The organism is Enterobacter sp. V87_3 (assembly GCF_029967835.1).
Classification (GTDB): domain Bacteria; phylum Pseudomonadota; class Gammaproteobacteria; order Enterobacterales; family Enterobacteriaceae; genus Enterobacter; species Enterobacter cancerogenus.
This window is the reverse complement of sequence record NZ_JASCAM010000011.1, coordinates 95,070-108,695: the sequence shown is the minus strand read 5'-3', so window position 1 is coordinate 108,695 and position 13,626 is coordinate 95,070. Positions and strand designations below refer to the sequence as shown.

Here is a 13,626-nt window from a genome sequence, read left to right as displayed (position 1 = left end):
TTACCTCTTACGCCAGACGCGGGTTAACTTTTTCTGCATCGATGTTGAATTTGGTAATTGCATCCGCAACCACTTTTTTATCGATTTCGCCACGTTTAGCCAGTTCGCCCAGAGCTGCTACAACCACGTAAGAAGCATCAACTTCGAAGTGGTGACGCAGGTTTTCGCGGCTGTCAGAACGACCGAAGCCGTCAGTACCCAGAACGCGATAATCATCCGCTGGAACGTAAGTACGAACCTGCTCAGCGAACAGTTTCATATAGTCAGTAGACGCCACCGCTGGCGCGTCGTTCATCACCTGAGCGATGTACGGAACGCGTGGGGTTTCCATTGGGTGCAGCATGTTCCAGCGCTCACAATCTTGGCCATCACGCGCCAGTTCAGTGAAGGAAGTCACAGAGTACACATCGGAACCCACACCGTAGTCTTTCGCCAGGATCTGTGCTGCTTCACGGACGTGACGCAGGATAGAGCCGGAGCCCAGCAGCTGAACTTTACCTTTGCTACCTTCGAGGGTTTCGAGTTTGTAGATACCTTTACGGATACCTTCCTCGGCACCTGCTGGCATAGCCGGCATGTGGTAGTTTTCGTTCAGCGTGGTGATGTAGTAGTAAATGTTCTCTTGTGCTTCACCGTACATACGGGTCAGACCGTCGTGCATGATGACAGCCACTTCGTACGCGTAAGACGGGTCGTAAGAGATACAGTTAGGGATAGTCAGCGACTGAATGTGGCTGTGACCATCTTCGTGCTGCAGGCCTTCACCGTTCAGGGTCGTACGACCAGAAGTACCACCGACCAGGAAGCCGCGAGCCTGTTGGTCGCCCGCCTGCCAGCACAGGTCACCGATACGCTGGAAACCGAACATGGAGTAGTAGATGTAGAACGGGATCATCGGCAGGTTGTTGGTGCTGTAAGAGGTCGCAGCAGCCAGCCAGGACGCGCCTGCACCCAGCTCGTTGATACCTTCCTGCAGGATCTGGCCTTTCTCGTCTTCTTTGTAGTATGCAACCTGCTCACGGTCCTGCGGGGTGTACTGCTGGCCGTTCGGGCTGTAGATACCGATCTGACGGAACAGACCTTCCATACCGAAAGTACGCGCTTCGTCGGCGATGATTGGAACCAGACGATCTTTGATCGACTTGTTCTTCAGCATCACGTTCAGGGCACGCACGAAAGCGATGGTGGTGGAGATCTCTTTGTTCTGCTCTTCCAGCAGTTGAGAGAAGTCTTCCAGCGCTGGCAGTTCCAGTTTCTCGGTGAACTTAGGCTGACGAGCAGGCAGGTAGCCTTTCAGCGCCTGACGACGTTCGTGCAGGTACTTGTGCTCTTCAGAGCCTTCCGGGAAGGTGATGTAAGACAGGTTTTCTACCTGCTCATCGGTCACTGGAACGTTGAAACGGTCGCGGATATAACGCACGCCGTCCATGTTCATTTTCTTCACCTGGTGAGCGATGTTTTTACCTTCTGCGGTATCACCCATGCCGTAACCTTTGATGGTGTGGGCCAGGATTACAGTCGCTTTACCTTTGGTTTCCTGCGCTTTTTTCAGTGCCGCGTAGACTTTCTTCGGATCGTGACCGCCACGGTTCAGCGCCCAGATCTGCTCATCAGTCCAGTCTGCAACCAGTGCGGCGGTTTCAGGGTATTTACCGAAGAAGTGCTCACGCACGTAGGCACCGTCTTTGGATTTGAAGGTCTGGTAGTCGCCGTCAACGGTTTCGTTCATCAGCTGAATCAGTTTACCGCTGGTGTCTTTACGCAGCAGCTCATCCCAACGACCGCCCCACATCACTTTAATCACGTTCCAGCCAGCACCCGCGAAGATGCCTTCCAGTTCGTTGATGATCTTGCCGTTGCCGGTTACCGGACCATCCAGACGCTGCAGGTTACAGTTGATGATGAAGCACAGGTTGTCCAGCTTCTCACGGGTCGCGATGGTGATCGCACCCTTAGATTCTGGCTCATCCATTTCGCCGTCGCCCAGGAAGGCGTAAACGGTTTGCTCTGAGGTGTCTTTCAGACCACGGTGTTCCAGATATTTCAGGAATTTAGCCTGATAAATCGCGCCGATTGGACCCAGACCCATAGATACGGTCGGGAACTGCCAGAATTCTGGCATCAGTTTAGGGTGCGGATAAGAAGACAGACCTTTACCGTGAACTTCCTGGCGGAAGTTGTTCATCTGCTCTTCAGTCAGACGACCTTCCAGGAACGCACGCGCGTAGATGCCCGGAGAGATGTGGCCCTGGAAGTACACCAGATCGCCGCCGTCTTTCTCGTTGGCCGCACGGAAGAAGTGGTTGAAGCACACTTCATAAACGGTTGCAGAAGACTGGAAGGACGCCATGTGGCCACCCAGTTCCAGGTCTTTTTTGGACGCGCGCAGAACGGTCATGATGGCGTTCCAGCGGATAGCAGAACGAATACGACGTTCCAGATCCAGATTGCCCGGGTATTCCGGTTCGTCTTCGACGGCAATCGTGTTTACGTAGTTGTTAGCCCCTGCACCTGCAGCAACCTTCACACCGCCTTTGCGGGCTTCTGAAAGCAGCTGATCAATCAGATACTGAGCGCGCTCAACACCTTCTTCACGGATGACCGATTCGATCGCCTGTAGCCAGTCGCGAGTTTCGATCGGATCCACGTCATTTTGGAGACGTTCTGACATGGGGGTATTCCTTATCTATCTAATACGTTGATTTGTCTGGAACCTGTCCCATTGTATTTTCGCCAGAAAACACAATAAGACAGGTTCTGCGTTTAGTTGCCGCGCTCTAAAATGTCGGCGCTTAATCCTTTCGTTGCTGTATGCGGCGAAGTGAGCGTTCACGACGTGATTGCTCACGGCTGCGGTCCAGCAAGATTTCCTCAATGAAAGCCAGGTGACGGTGCGACGCTTCGCGCGCCTGCTCCGGTTCTCCGGCCATTATCGCCTCGAATACTCGGGTGCGATGGTTGCTTACCAGTGGGAGCATTTCCCGACGGGCATACAACAATTCAAAATTCTGACGAACGTTCTGGGCCAGCATCGGCTCCATGCAGCGTAGCAGATGGAGGAGCACCACGTTGTGTGCTGCTTCGGTGACGGCAATTTGATACTGGACTACGGCGCTGGACTCGGCGTCTAAATCGCCGGACTGCTGTGCCCGTTCAATGGCCTGATGCAGCTCGCGGATACGCACGCGATCTTCATCAGTGCTGCGAAGCGCGGCGTAATAGGCCGCGATGCCTTCCAGCGCGTGACGGGTCTCAAGCAGATCAAACTGGGATTCTGGGTGGTCAGAGAGAAGTTCTACCAGCGGGTCGCTGAAGCTCTGCCACAGGCTGTTTTGCACAAAGGTTCCGCCGCCCTGACGACGAAGGAGCAAGCCCTTTGCTTCGAGACGTTGAATCGCCTCACGCAGAGAGGGACGGGAAACGTCGAACTGTTTTGCCAGCTCGCGTTCTGGCGGAAGTTTTTCACCCGGGCGCAGTGTCCCTTCGAGGATCAAAAACTCCAGCTGTTGCTCAATCACATCGGATAATTTTGGTTGGCGAATTTTGCTGTAGGCCATATTCCCTGTCTTACGCCTTTTTGCCCGGAGTCAATTGGTCTTACCAATTTCATGTTCGTATCGCTAAAGTAACAAAGTATTCACCTTCTGTCCATATTGGTTTTGATTGAAATCAGTAAACCCTGCACTTTTTAACAACCTTACAGAAATAACGTTTCAGAAATGTAACTTTGCACAAATGAGTTGATTACCCACAAAGAGGCAGTTTTAACCTTAATGAAACGAGGGTTTTTGTAATCTGAAGCGATTCAACAAGGCAAATCATGAAAATTCGCCCCCTTATGGAGCATTTCTATTCTATAGGTTGGGAGACGGAGAGTTAGCGCGCAGATTTACAAATGCTTTCTTTTTATTCAAGTCGTCATCGACCCTTCATAAAGCAGGTGCATTCGCGGGCGCTTACCACTATTCTTTCGCTTACGGAAGTCATCTCCGATTTTTTCGGCATCGTTAGCCGTAAAGAAATAAATACAGAACATGGACTTTCATAATTACACACGCACAGCGTGAACATAACAACCACACACGAGGTTTCAAATGGAAGCTCAACAGCATGGCGATCAGCTCAAGCGCGGCCTTAAAAACCGCCATATACAGCTCATCGCATTGGGTGGTGCCATTGGTACCGGCCTGTTTCTGGGAAGCGCATCGGTTATTCAGTCAGCCGGACCGGGCATTATTTTGGGTTACGCCATCGCAGGGTTCATTGCCTTCCTGATTATGCGCCAGCTCGGTGAAATGGTCGTTGAAGAGCCGGTTGCAGGCTCGTTCAGCCACTTTGCTTATAAATACTGGGGCAGCTTTGCGGGCTTCGCCTCCGGCTGGAACTACTGGGTGCTGTACGTTCTGGTTGCCATGGCCGAACTGACCGCCGTCGGCAAGTACATTCAGTTCTGGTACCCGGAGATCCCCACCTGGGCTTCCGCCGCCGCGTTCTTCGTCATCATTAACGCCATCAACCTGACCAACGTGAAAGTGTTCGGTGAGATGGAGTTCTGGTTTGCAATCATCAAAGTCATTGCCGTTGTGGCGATGATTATCTTCGGCGGCTGGCTGCTGTTCAGCGGCAACGGCGGCCCGCAGGCGACGGTGCGTAACCTCTGGGAGCAGGGCGGCTTCCTGCCGCACGGCATGACCGGCCTGGTGATGATGATGGCGATCATTATGTTCTCCTTCGGCGGCCTGGAGCTGGTAGGCATCACTGCCGCAGAAGCCGATAACCCGGAGCAGAGCATTCCGAAAGCGACCAACCAGGTTATCTACCGTATTCTGATCTTCTACGTAGGCTCGCTGGCCGTGCTGCTTTCCCTGCTGCCCTGGACGCGCGTCACGGCGGACACCAGCCCGTTCGTTCTGATCTTCCACGAGCTGGGCGATACCTTTGTGGCGAACGCGCTGAACGTCGTGGTACTGACCGCCGCGCTGTCCGTGTATAACAGCTGCGTTTACTGCAACAGCCGTATGCTGTTTGGCCTGGCACAGCAGGGCAACGCCCCGAAAGCGCTGCTCAACGTCGACAAGCGTGGCGTACCGGTGAACACCATTATTGTTTCAGCCGTGGTCACTGCGCTGTGCGTGCTGATCAACTACCTGGCACCGGAATCGGCCTTTGGCCTGCTGATGGCGCTGGTGGTTTCTGCCCTGGTCATCAACTGGGCAATGATCAGCCTGGCGCACATCAAATTCCGCCGCGCCAAGCAGCAGCAGGGCGTCACCACACGCTTCCCTGCCCTGCTCTACCCGCTGGGTAACTGGGTTTGCCTGCTGTTCATGGCGGCCGTACTGGTCATCATGCTGATTACCCCAGGCATGGCGATTTCCGTGTACCTGATCCCGGTCTGGATTGCGATCCTCGGCGTGGGCTATATGGTTAAGCAGAAAAATGCCAAAACGGTAAAAGCGCACTGATCCGCCTCCTCTGCGCCTGCCTCTAACGGGCGCAGAGGATTGTTACCTTCCTCACAGATTCACATCCACAGCCATTTTATCCATATCACCGCCTCTATGTTGCAACGCATATATCGCCTTGTCGGCGTTTAATTCTCTCCATACCGCAACCCGGAGAGCTGTCGATGGATAACAATAAACTGTCAGTGAAAGAGAAGATCGGCTATGGGATGGGCGACGCAGGATGTAACATCATCTTCGGCGCTATCATGCTGTTTGTTAACTATTTCTATACGGATATTTTTGGTCTTGCCCCCGCGCTGGTCGGCGTTCTGCTGCTGTCCGTGCGCGTCATTGACGCCGTAACGGACCCGATCATGGGCGCCATTGCTGACCGTACCCGCAGCAAATATGGCCGTTTTCGTCCATGGCTGCTGTGGATTGCCTTCCCCTATGCGCTGTTCAGCATCCTGATGTTCACCACCCCGGAGTGGAGTTACAACAGCAAAGTTATCTATGCGTTTGTGACCTATTTCCTGCTGTCCCTGACCTACACCGCCATTAACATTCCCTACTGCTCGCTGGGCGGCGTGATCACCAACGACCCAAAAGAGCGCGTGGCCTGTCAGTCCTACCGTTTTGTGATGGTCGGTATCGCGACTCTGCTACTGTCGCTGACGCTGCTCCCGATGGCCGACTGGTTTGGCGGGGATAACAAAGCCAAAGGCTACCAGATGGCGATGACCGTGCTGGCGCTGATCGGAACCTGTATGTTCCTGTTCAGCTTCTCTACCGTACGCGAGCGCGTGCGTCCGGCGGTCCAGACCCATGACGAGCTTAAAAACGACCTTAAAGACGTGTGGAAAAACGATCAGTGGGTGCGCATCCTGCTGCTGACCCTGTGCAACGTCTGCCCCGGTTTTATCCGCATGGCGGCGACGATGTATTACGTCACCTGGGTGATGGGCCAAAGCACCCACTTCGCCACGATCTTTATCAGCCTGGGCGTAGTGGGCATGATGATCGGCAGTATGCTGGCGAAAGTGCTGACCGACCGCTGGTGTAAGCTGAAAGTGTTCTTCTGGACCAACATCGTGCTGGCGATTTTCTCCTGCGCGTTCTACTTCTTCGACCCGAAAGCGACCGTCGCTATCGTGGTGCTCTACTTCCTGCTGAACATCCTGCATCAGATCCCGTCGCCGCTGCACTGGTCGCTGATGGCCGACGTCGATGACTACGGCGAATGGAAAACCGGTAAACGCATCACCGGGATCAGCTTCTCCGGCAATATCTTCTTCCTCAAGCTCGGGCTGGCGATTGCCGGGGCGATGGTCGGTTTCCTGCTCTCCTGGTACGGTTACGACGCCGGCGCGAAAGCGCAAAGCGCGGATGCCCTCAACGGGATTGTGCTGTTGTTTACCGTGATCCCAGGCGTGGGGTATCTCATTACCGCGGGCGTGGTTCGCCTGCTGAAGGTCGATCGTGAAACTATGAAGCAGATCCAGGAAGACCTGGAGAAGCGTCGCAATAACTACCGCGAGCTGAACGATTATCAGGAACTCAAAGCCGCTGAGACGAAATGACGAAATAAGGAAAGCCGAATGCAAACCTGGCCCAACCCGTTTATCGAACAACGAGCCGATCCCTATATTTTGCATCATGAGGGGCAATACTATTTTATTGCCTCGGTGCCAGAGTACGACAGGCTGGCGATCCGCCGCGCTGACACGCTGGAAGGGTTACGCAGCGCCGACGAGGTTGTCGTGTGGCGTAAACCCGATACCGGACCGATGAGCCAGCTGATCTGGGCACCGGAGCTGCATTACATCGACGGGAAGTGGTACATCTATTTTGCCGCCACGCACACCCAGGCGCTGGATAATCTCGGGATGTTCCAGCACCGCATGTTCGCGATTGAATGCGCCGACCGCGATCCGCTAACCGGCTCATGGGTGGAAAAAGGGCAAATCAACACGCCTTTTGACACCTTTGCGCTGGATGCCACCACCTTTGTTCATCAGGGTAAACGCTGGTATCTGTGGGCGCAAAAAGCCCCGGATATCTCCGGAAACTCCAATCTTTATCTCTGTGAAATGGAAAACCCGTGGACGCTGAAAGGCGAGCCGGTGATGCTCAGCAAACCGGAATACGACTGGGAGTGCCGTGGATTCTGGGTCAACGAAGGTCCGGCGGTACTGATGCACGGCGACAGGCTGTTTATCAGCTACTCCGCCAGCGCTACCGATGAAAACTACTGCATGGGGCTATTGTGGATTGATGTTGATGCCGATCCGCAAAACCCGGCGAACTGGCATAAAGCCCCGCGCCCGGTATTCCGGACCAGCTATGAAAATCGTCAGTATGGCCCGGGCCACAACAGCTTTACGCAAACGTCGGAGGGGGAAGACGTGCTGGTGTACCACGCGCGAAACTACACCGAGATTGAGGGCGATCCACTGTACGATCCGAATCGCCATACCCGCCTGAAACAGGTCCGCTGGGACGAAAACGGGATGCCTGATTTTGGCATCCCGCCTGCGGACACGCTCTGATCGGTACGGCGCGCTGGCTTAAACCAGCGTGCCGTAAATGGTCAGCAGCGCCACAATCACCACGACCACGAACGAGGTTTTCTTCGCCATAGAAACGGCAGCTTTCGGCGTTTCAACTTTATCGGTATGCGGTTCACGCGCCAGCGAGAATTGCGCCAGACGCGTTAACACGTGGTACTGCGAAGTATGACGGTCGGCAAGTGAGGCAAACCACGCCGGGAGCGCCTTTTCGCCGTGGCCGATCAACGCATACACCACGCCCACTAAGCGCACCGGGATCCAGTCGAGTACATGGAGAATGGCATCAATTCCCGACAGCAGACGCTCGTGCGGTGTCAGGTAGCGGGCAAGCCAGGTTTGCCAGGCGCGCAGGAACGCATACCCCATCAACAGTACCGGCCCCCACGGGCCCCCCACCACAAACCAGAACAGCGGCGCCAGATAGTAGCGGAAGTTAATCCACAGCAGAGCGTTTTGCAGTTCGCGCAGGAACTCGCGCTCGTTACAATCCGGCGGCACGCCGTGGATCATCGTCAGCTCGCTTGCCATGGCGCTACGCGCATGAACGTCATCGCGGGATGCGGCCTTAAGATAGGCGTGATAGTGCAAACGCACTTTGCCCGCGCCGATACACAGCACGCCCAGCAGGATCCACACCACCAGCAAGGGTACGTTGAAAAACAGGCCGTAAAGGGCGCGCAGCAGCAGGAAGGTAATGCCCATCACGCAGGCCATCATCAGCAGCGTGCGCAGCATGGAAAAGTGTTTGATACGGCGGAAAAGCACTTCCAGTCGATGATCCAGGTGCCAGTGCTCGCCAAGTTTAAACAGGCGTTCGGCGATCATAACCAGCAGCATGGTAAACAACGTCATGTTATCTCCTTATCTGACGACGCGGTAAGCATGGCGCGAAACCGGGACCAGTCGAATGCCGGGCCGGGGTCGGTTTTTCTCACGGGAGCGATGTCGCTGTGCCCCGCGATATTCTCGGCAAGGGCAGGATACAGCCCGATAAGCGCCTCAGTGACAGCGACCAGCTGTTGGTACTGTGCGTCCGTGTAAGGCGTCGTATCCGTCCCTTCCAGCTCAATACCAATCGAGAAATCGTTGCAGCGCTCGCGCCCCTGATACATCGACACGCCCGCATGCCAGGCGCGCTTATCAAAAGGAACATACTGAACTACTTCCCCATCGCGACGAATCAGACAGTGGGCCGATACGCGCAGATGGGCAATTTCAGCAAAGTATGGGTGCACATCAGGATCAATCGTTCCCGTGAATAACGCGTCGATCCACGGACCGCCAAACTCACCCGGCGGAAGGCTGATATTATGAACCACCAGCAGTGTGGGCGTTTCGTCCTCCGGGCGGCTGTCGTGGTGCGGCGAAGGTACATGCCGCGCATCCACCAGCCATCCGTTTTCTAACAGCATGCTGGAACTCCTTATGTGTGGTGCAGTTTCTCGGTTCAGAGTAGCATGTTTCAATATTATGATTCGTTACCAATTTGGAGTTTTATCATGCCGCCTCGCCGCTATAACCCCGACCATCGACGTGACGCGCTTCTGGAACGTATTAACAGAGATATTCCGGCAAGCGTTGCCCAGGCTTTAAAAGAGGACCTGGGCGGCGACGTGAATGCCGATAACGATATTACCGCACAATTATTGCCGAAAGAGACACGCTCGCACGCGGTGATCATCACCCGTGAAGAGGGCGTGTTCTGCGGTAAACGCTGGGTTGAAGAGGTCTTCACCCAGCTTGCGGGCGACGAGGTGAAGGTCACCTGGCATGTTGAAGATGGCGATACCCTCATCCCCAATCAACCGCTGTTCGAGCTTGATGGCCCCTCCCGCCTGCTGCTGACAGGTGAGCGCACCGCGCTTAACTTTGTCCAGACGCTTTCCGGCGTCGCCAGTGAAGTTCGCCGCTACGTTGACCTGCTGGCCGGCACGCGCACGCAGTTGCTGGACACGCGCAAAACCCTGCCGGGCCTGCGCACCGCCCTGAAATACGCCGTGCTCTGCGGCGGCGGCACGAACCACCGTCTGGGCTTATCCGACGCCTTCCTGATCAAAGAGAACCACATTATTGCCTCTGGCTCTGTACGCCAGGCCGTGGAGAAAGCCTTCTGGCTGCACCCGGACGTGCCGGTCGAGGTGGAAGTCGAAACCCTTGAAGAGCTGGAGCAGGCCATTAAGGCGGGCGCGGATATCATCATGCTCGATAACTTCGAGACGGAGCAAATGCGCGAGGCGGTAAAACTCACTAACGGACAGGCGCGGCTTGAGGTGTCTGGCAACGTGACCTTCGATACCATCCGCGAGTTCGCCGAAACCGGCGTGGATTACATCTCCGTGGGTGCGCTGACCAAACACGTACGTGCCCTCGATCTCTCGATGCGCTTCAAATAATACGTCCTCCCCTCTCGACCCGGAGAGGGGAAAATAGAACCCCGCTCGCAAAGATAATGCCCTGGTGTGCAACAACGCATTAAATCCCTGAAAGCCTCTTCCCGTTCCTTTTTTTGCCCCTCGTCTGTCTTCTCGCCTGCTGACAAAGTAGCGCCACCTAATCTGAGGAGCAGATATGAACAGACAACACGGATTTACGCTCATTGAGCTGATGGTGGTCATTGGCATTATTGCCATCCTGAGCGCCATTGGTGTACCCGCCTACCAGAACTACCTGCGAAAAGCCGCGCTCACCGATATGCTGCAAACCTTCGTTCCCTACCGCACCGCCATTGAGCTGTGCGCGCTGGATCACGGGGGTGTGGAGCGCTGCGACGCGGGCAGCAACGGCATTCCTTCCGCCACCACGACGCGCTATGTCTCTGCCATGAGCGTCGCGTCAGGCATTGTGACGTTAACCGGCCAGGAGAGTCTGAACGGGCTTGAAGTGGTGATGACGCCGCAGTGGAACGAGGGCAACGGCATGACGGGCTGGAAGCGCGACTGCAATATCGCTGACGACAGCGCCCTGAAGCAGGCCTGCGAAGACGTCTTCCGCTTCGATGATCATTGACAGGAGCCGAGGATGAATACCGAACAACTCACGGCGCTCTGTCAGCGCCACCATGCCCTGCTGTTGACCAGCGACGACGATATGATTGACATTGCGGTGGTTGGCAATCCCGGGATGGAACTGATGGAGGCGTTACGCTTCGCGACGCAAAAGCGCATCGATATTGAATGCTGGACCGCCGAGCGCATGGAAAAGCAGCGGCAGTTCGCCTCGCCTTCTCCACTGCCAGCGGTTCCCGCCGCCCGTACTGCGGTGGATGCCCTGAATAATACGCTGCGCGAGGCGCTAAGCCAGCGCGCCTCGGATATTCATATCGAACCGTCAGAACACGCCTGCCAGATCCGTTTACGTATCGACGGCGTGCTTTGCCCACAGCCGCCGCTTGCGCCCGCGCTGGCGAACACGCTCATCGCCCGGCTAAAGGTCCTGGGAGATTTGGATATTGCCGAGCGCCGTCTGCCACAGGACGGACAATTTACGGTCGAGCTGGCAGAGAAGCCCGTCTCTTTTCGTATCGCCACCCTTCCGTGCAGCGGCGGAGAAAAAATCGTCCTGCGCCTGCTGCATCAGGTCCAGCAGGCGCTGGACGTGGGTCAACTTGGGATGAGTGCGGATCAGCTCGCGCGCTTCACCGATGCCCTGCACAAACCACAGGGGCTGATTTTGGTCACCGGACCTACCGGCAGTGGCAAAACCGTCACGCTCTACAGCGCGCTGCAGGCACGTAACGCGCCTGAGGTGAATATTTGCAGCGTGGAGGACCCCATTGAAATTCCGCTCGCCGGGTTAAACCAGACGCAAATCAACCCGCGTGCGGGCTTAACCTTTCAGAGCGTGCTGCGGGCGCTGCTGCGCCAGGATCCGGACATCATCATGGTGGGGGAGATCCGCGATGGCGAAACGGCGGAAATTGCCATCAATGCCGCCCAAACCGGACACCTGGTTCTGTCCACGCTCCACACCAACTCAACGGCAGAAACGCTTGTCCGTCTGCAACAAATCGGGGTTGCGCGCTGGACGATCTCCTCCGCCCTCTCGCTGGTTGTAGCTCAACGGCTGGTTCGCCGCCTGTGCCCACACTGCCGGAAAGAGGCGAGCAGCAAAACGGAATTACCCCGCTCGGTGTGGCCCCGGCCACTGCCGCGCTGGCTGCCCTCAGGCTGCGATCGCTGCTATCACGGTTTTTATGGCCGCGTGGCTATTTTTGAAGTGCTGGCGATAGACAATGCGTTGCGTCAGGCAATCGCCAGCGGCGCAACGAGTGACATTATAAATGAGAGCGCCCGTCAGGCGGGTATGCTGTCGCTGTTTGAACACGGCTGCCTGGCCGTGGAGCAAGGGCTCACGACCGTCGAAGAGCTTCTGCGCGTGCTGGGAATGCCTGATGACTGCTAATCAGCTGTGGCAATGGCGGGCGCTGTCACACGACGGTGAACTGCAGCAAGGAACGCTGTGGGCGCAAAACCGCGAGGCGGCGTTTGCCACATTAATGCATAAAAACCTGCATCCGCTGGCGCTCAAGCGCCGCAGGTTACGCCAGCGCTGGCAGATCGATCACTGCTACGCTATTTTCCAGCAGCTCGCCACGCTGCTACAGGCGGGTCTGACCCTGTCGCGCAGCCTGGCGATGCTGGCACAGCAGCACCCTTTGCCGCAATGGCAGGCGTTACTGCAGGCCATTGCCGATGACCTCAGCGAAGGGTGTGCCTTCTCTGAGGCCCTAAAACAGTGGCCCGAGGTGTTTCCTCCGCTGTATGTCGCGATGGTCAAAACGGGCGAGCTCACGGGTAAGCTGGAGACCTGCTGCCGCCAGCTTGCACAGCAGCAGAAGTCTCAGCAACTTCTGCGCGCAAAGGTGATGAAGGCGCTGCGCTACCCCATCATCATCCTGACGCTGGCCGCAGCGGTGGTACTGGCGATGGTTACGCTGGTCCTGCCGGAGTTCGCCGCCATCTACAGCACATTCAATACGCCGCTCCCCTGGCTGACGCAGAGTGTAATGCGCTTGTCGGCGTTCATTCAGCATCATGCGGTCGTACTGATCGTTCTGTTCATTACCCCTTTTATCGGCGCGTATGGCCTCAGGCGGCATCCTCTATGGCAACAATTCAGCCAGCGTCTGTTGCTGCGTTTGCCGGTCCTGGGTGCGCTGGCACGGGGGCAAAAACTGGGACAGATCTTTACCGTTCTGACGCTGACCCAGCAGGCAGGCATCGCCTTTTTACACGGCATGGAAAGCGCGGCGGAGACCGTTGAAAGCCTGTTCTGGCAAGAGCTACTGACGGGGATCCGTGAAGATGTCGCGCAGGGGTCGCCGGTCTGGTCTGCATTTCAGAAGTCAGGTGTGTTTACGCCCCTGTGCATTCAGCTGGTTCGCACCGGCGAAATCTCGGGCGCGCTCGACGCGATGCTGGCAAACCTGGCACGTCATCATACGGAGCAGACGCTCCAGCAGGCGGACAACCTGGCGGCGCTTCTTGAGCCTTTACTGCTGATCGTGACGGGGGTGATTATCGGGACGCTGGTGGTGGCGATGTACCTGCCGATTTTTCATCTGGGCGATGCGATGAGCGCGGGATAGCGCTGGCGCAAGGATGCGCCAG

At 56.2% G+C, this 13,626-nt stretch carries 11 protein-coding genes; 7 read left to right on the top strand and 4 right to left on the bottom strand.

Annotation, left to right across the window (positions count from 1 at the left end):
- Nucleotides 1-7: 7 nt before the first annotated feature.
- Nucleotides 8-2,671: a pyruvate dehydrogenase (acetyl-transferring), homodimeric type gene (gene aceE / locus QLG21_RS03705; RefSeq protein WP_137849577.1), complete on the bottom strand. Its 2,664-nt coding sequence runs from the start codon at nucleotides 2,669-2,671 to the stop codon at nucleotides 8-10.
- A gap of 121 nt (nucleotides 2,672-2,792) precedes the next feature.
- A complete protein-coding gene (gene pdhR, locus QLG21_RS03700; protein WP_006173806.1) occupies nucleotides 2,793-3,557 on the bottom strand; it encodes a pyruvate dehydrogenase complex transcriptional repressor PdhR in 765 nt (254 codons plus the stop codon).
- A 537-nt stretch (nucleotides 3,558-4,094) separates the two neighbouring features.
- Between pdhR and aroP the strand changes: the two genes are divergently transcribed.
- From aroP to QLG21_RS03685, 3 genes are all read left to right on the top strand, one after another.
- Nucleotides 4,095-5,465 (top strand): aromatic amino acid transporter AroP, encoded by a 1,371-nt coding sequence (gene aroP / locus QLG21_RS03695; protein WP_006173808.1) that lies wholly within the window; start codon nucleotides 4,095-4,097, stop codon nucleotides 5,463-5,465.
- A 164-nt stretch (nucleotides 5,466-5,629) separates the two neighbouring features.
- On the top strand, nucleotides 5,630-7,027 hold the full coding sequence (locus QLG21_RS03690) for an MFS transporter (RefSeq protein ID WP_006173810.1): 1,398 nt from the start codon (nucleotides 5,630-5,632) through the stop codon (nucleotides 7,025-7,027).
- Between the two features lie 18 nt (nucleotides 7,028-7,045).
- The gene (locus QLG21_RS03685; RefSeq protein WP_282483899.1) at nucleotides 7,046-7,996 is read left to right on the top strand and encodes a family 43 glycosylhydrolase; all 951 of its coding nucleotides are present in this window, start codon (nucleotides 7,046-7,048) and stop codon (nucleotides 7,994-7,996) included.
- A gap of 18 nt (nucleotides 7,997-8,014) precedes the next feature.
- Here QLG21_RS03685 and ampE read toward each other — a convergent pair whose 3' ends face one another.
- Together ampE and ampD are read right to left on the bottom strand one after the other, a co-directional pair.
- Nucleotides 8,015-8,869, bottom strand: coding sequence for a beta-lactamase regulator AmpE (ampE, locus tag QLG21_RS03680; protein ID WP_006173813.1), 855 nt, complete (start codon nucleotides 8,867-8,869; stop codon nucleotides 8,015-8,017).
- Entirely contained in the window at nucleotides 8,866-9,429 is a 564-nt protein-coding gene (gene ampD / locus QLG21_RS03675; RefSeq protein ID WP_282483898.1) for a 1,6-anhydro-N-acetylmuramyl-L-alanine amidase AmpD, read from the bottom strand. The genes ampE and ampD overlap by 4 nt, the downstream gene beginning before the upstream one ends.
- Before the next feature lie 87 nt (nucleotides 9,430-9,516).
- On the opposite strand from ampD, the gene nadC reads away from it, so the two are divergent.
- The 4 genes from nadC to hofC all read left to right on the top strand — a co-directional run bounded on the left by nadC (nucleotide 9,517) and on the right by hofC (nucleotide 13,604).
- Nucleotides 9,517-10,410, top strand: coding sequence for a carboxylating nicotinate-nucleotide diphosphorylase (nadC, locus tag QLG21_RS03670; protein WP_088208873.1), 894 nt, complete (start codon nucleotides 9,517-9,519; stop codon nucleotides 10,408-10,410).
- A gap of 175 nt (nucleotides 10,411-10,585) precedes the next feature.
- Nucleotides 10,586-11,023, top strand: coding sequence for a prepilin peptidase-dependent pilin (gene ppdD, locus QLG21_RS03665; RefSeq protein ID WP_058609685.1), 438 nt, complete (start codon nucleotides 10,586-10,588; stop codon nucleotides 11,021-11,023).
- A 12-nt stretch (nucleotides 11,024-11,035) separates the two neighbouring features.
- Nucleotides 11,036-12,418 carry a type II secretion system protein GspE gene (gspE, locus tag QLG21_RS03660; protein ID WP_282483897.1) on the top strand — a complete coding sequence of 461 codons (1,383 nt, stop codon included), beginning with the start codon at nucleotides 11,036-11,038 and terminating at the stop codon, nucleotides 12,416-12,418.
- Entirely contained in the window at nucleotides 12,408-13,604 is a 1,197-nt protein-coding gene (gene hofC / locus QLG21_RS03655) for a protein transport protein HofC (RefSeq protein WP_137849581.1), read from the top strand. The genes gspE and hofC overlap by 11 nt, the downstream gene beginning before the upstream one ends.
- Nucleotides 13,605-13,626: the final 22 nt, after the last annotated feature.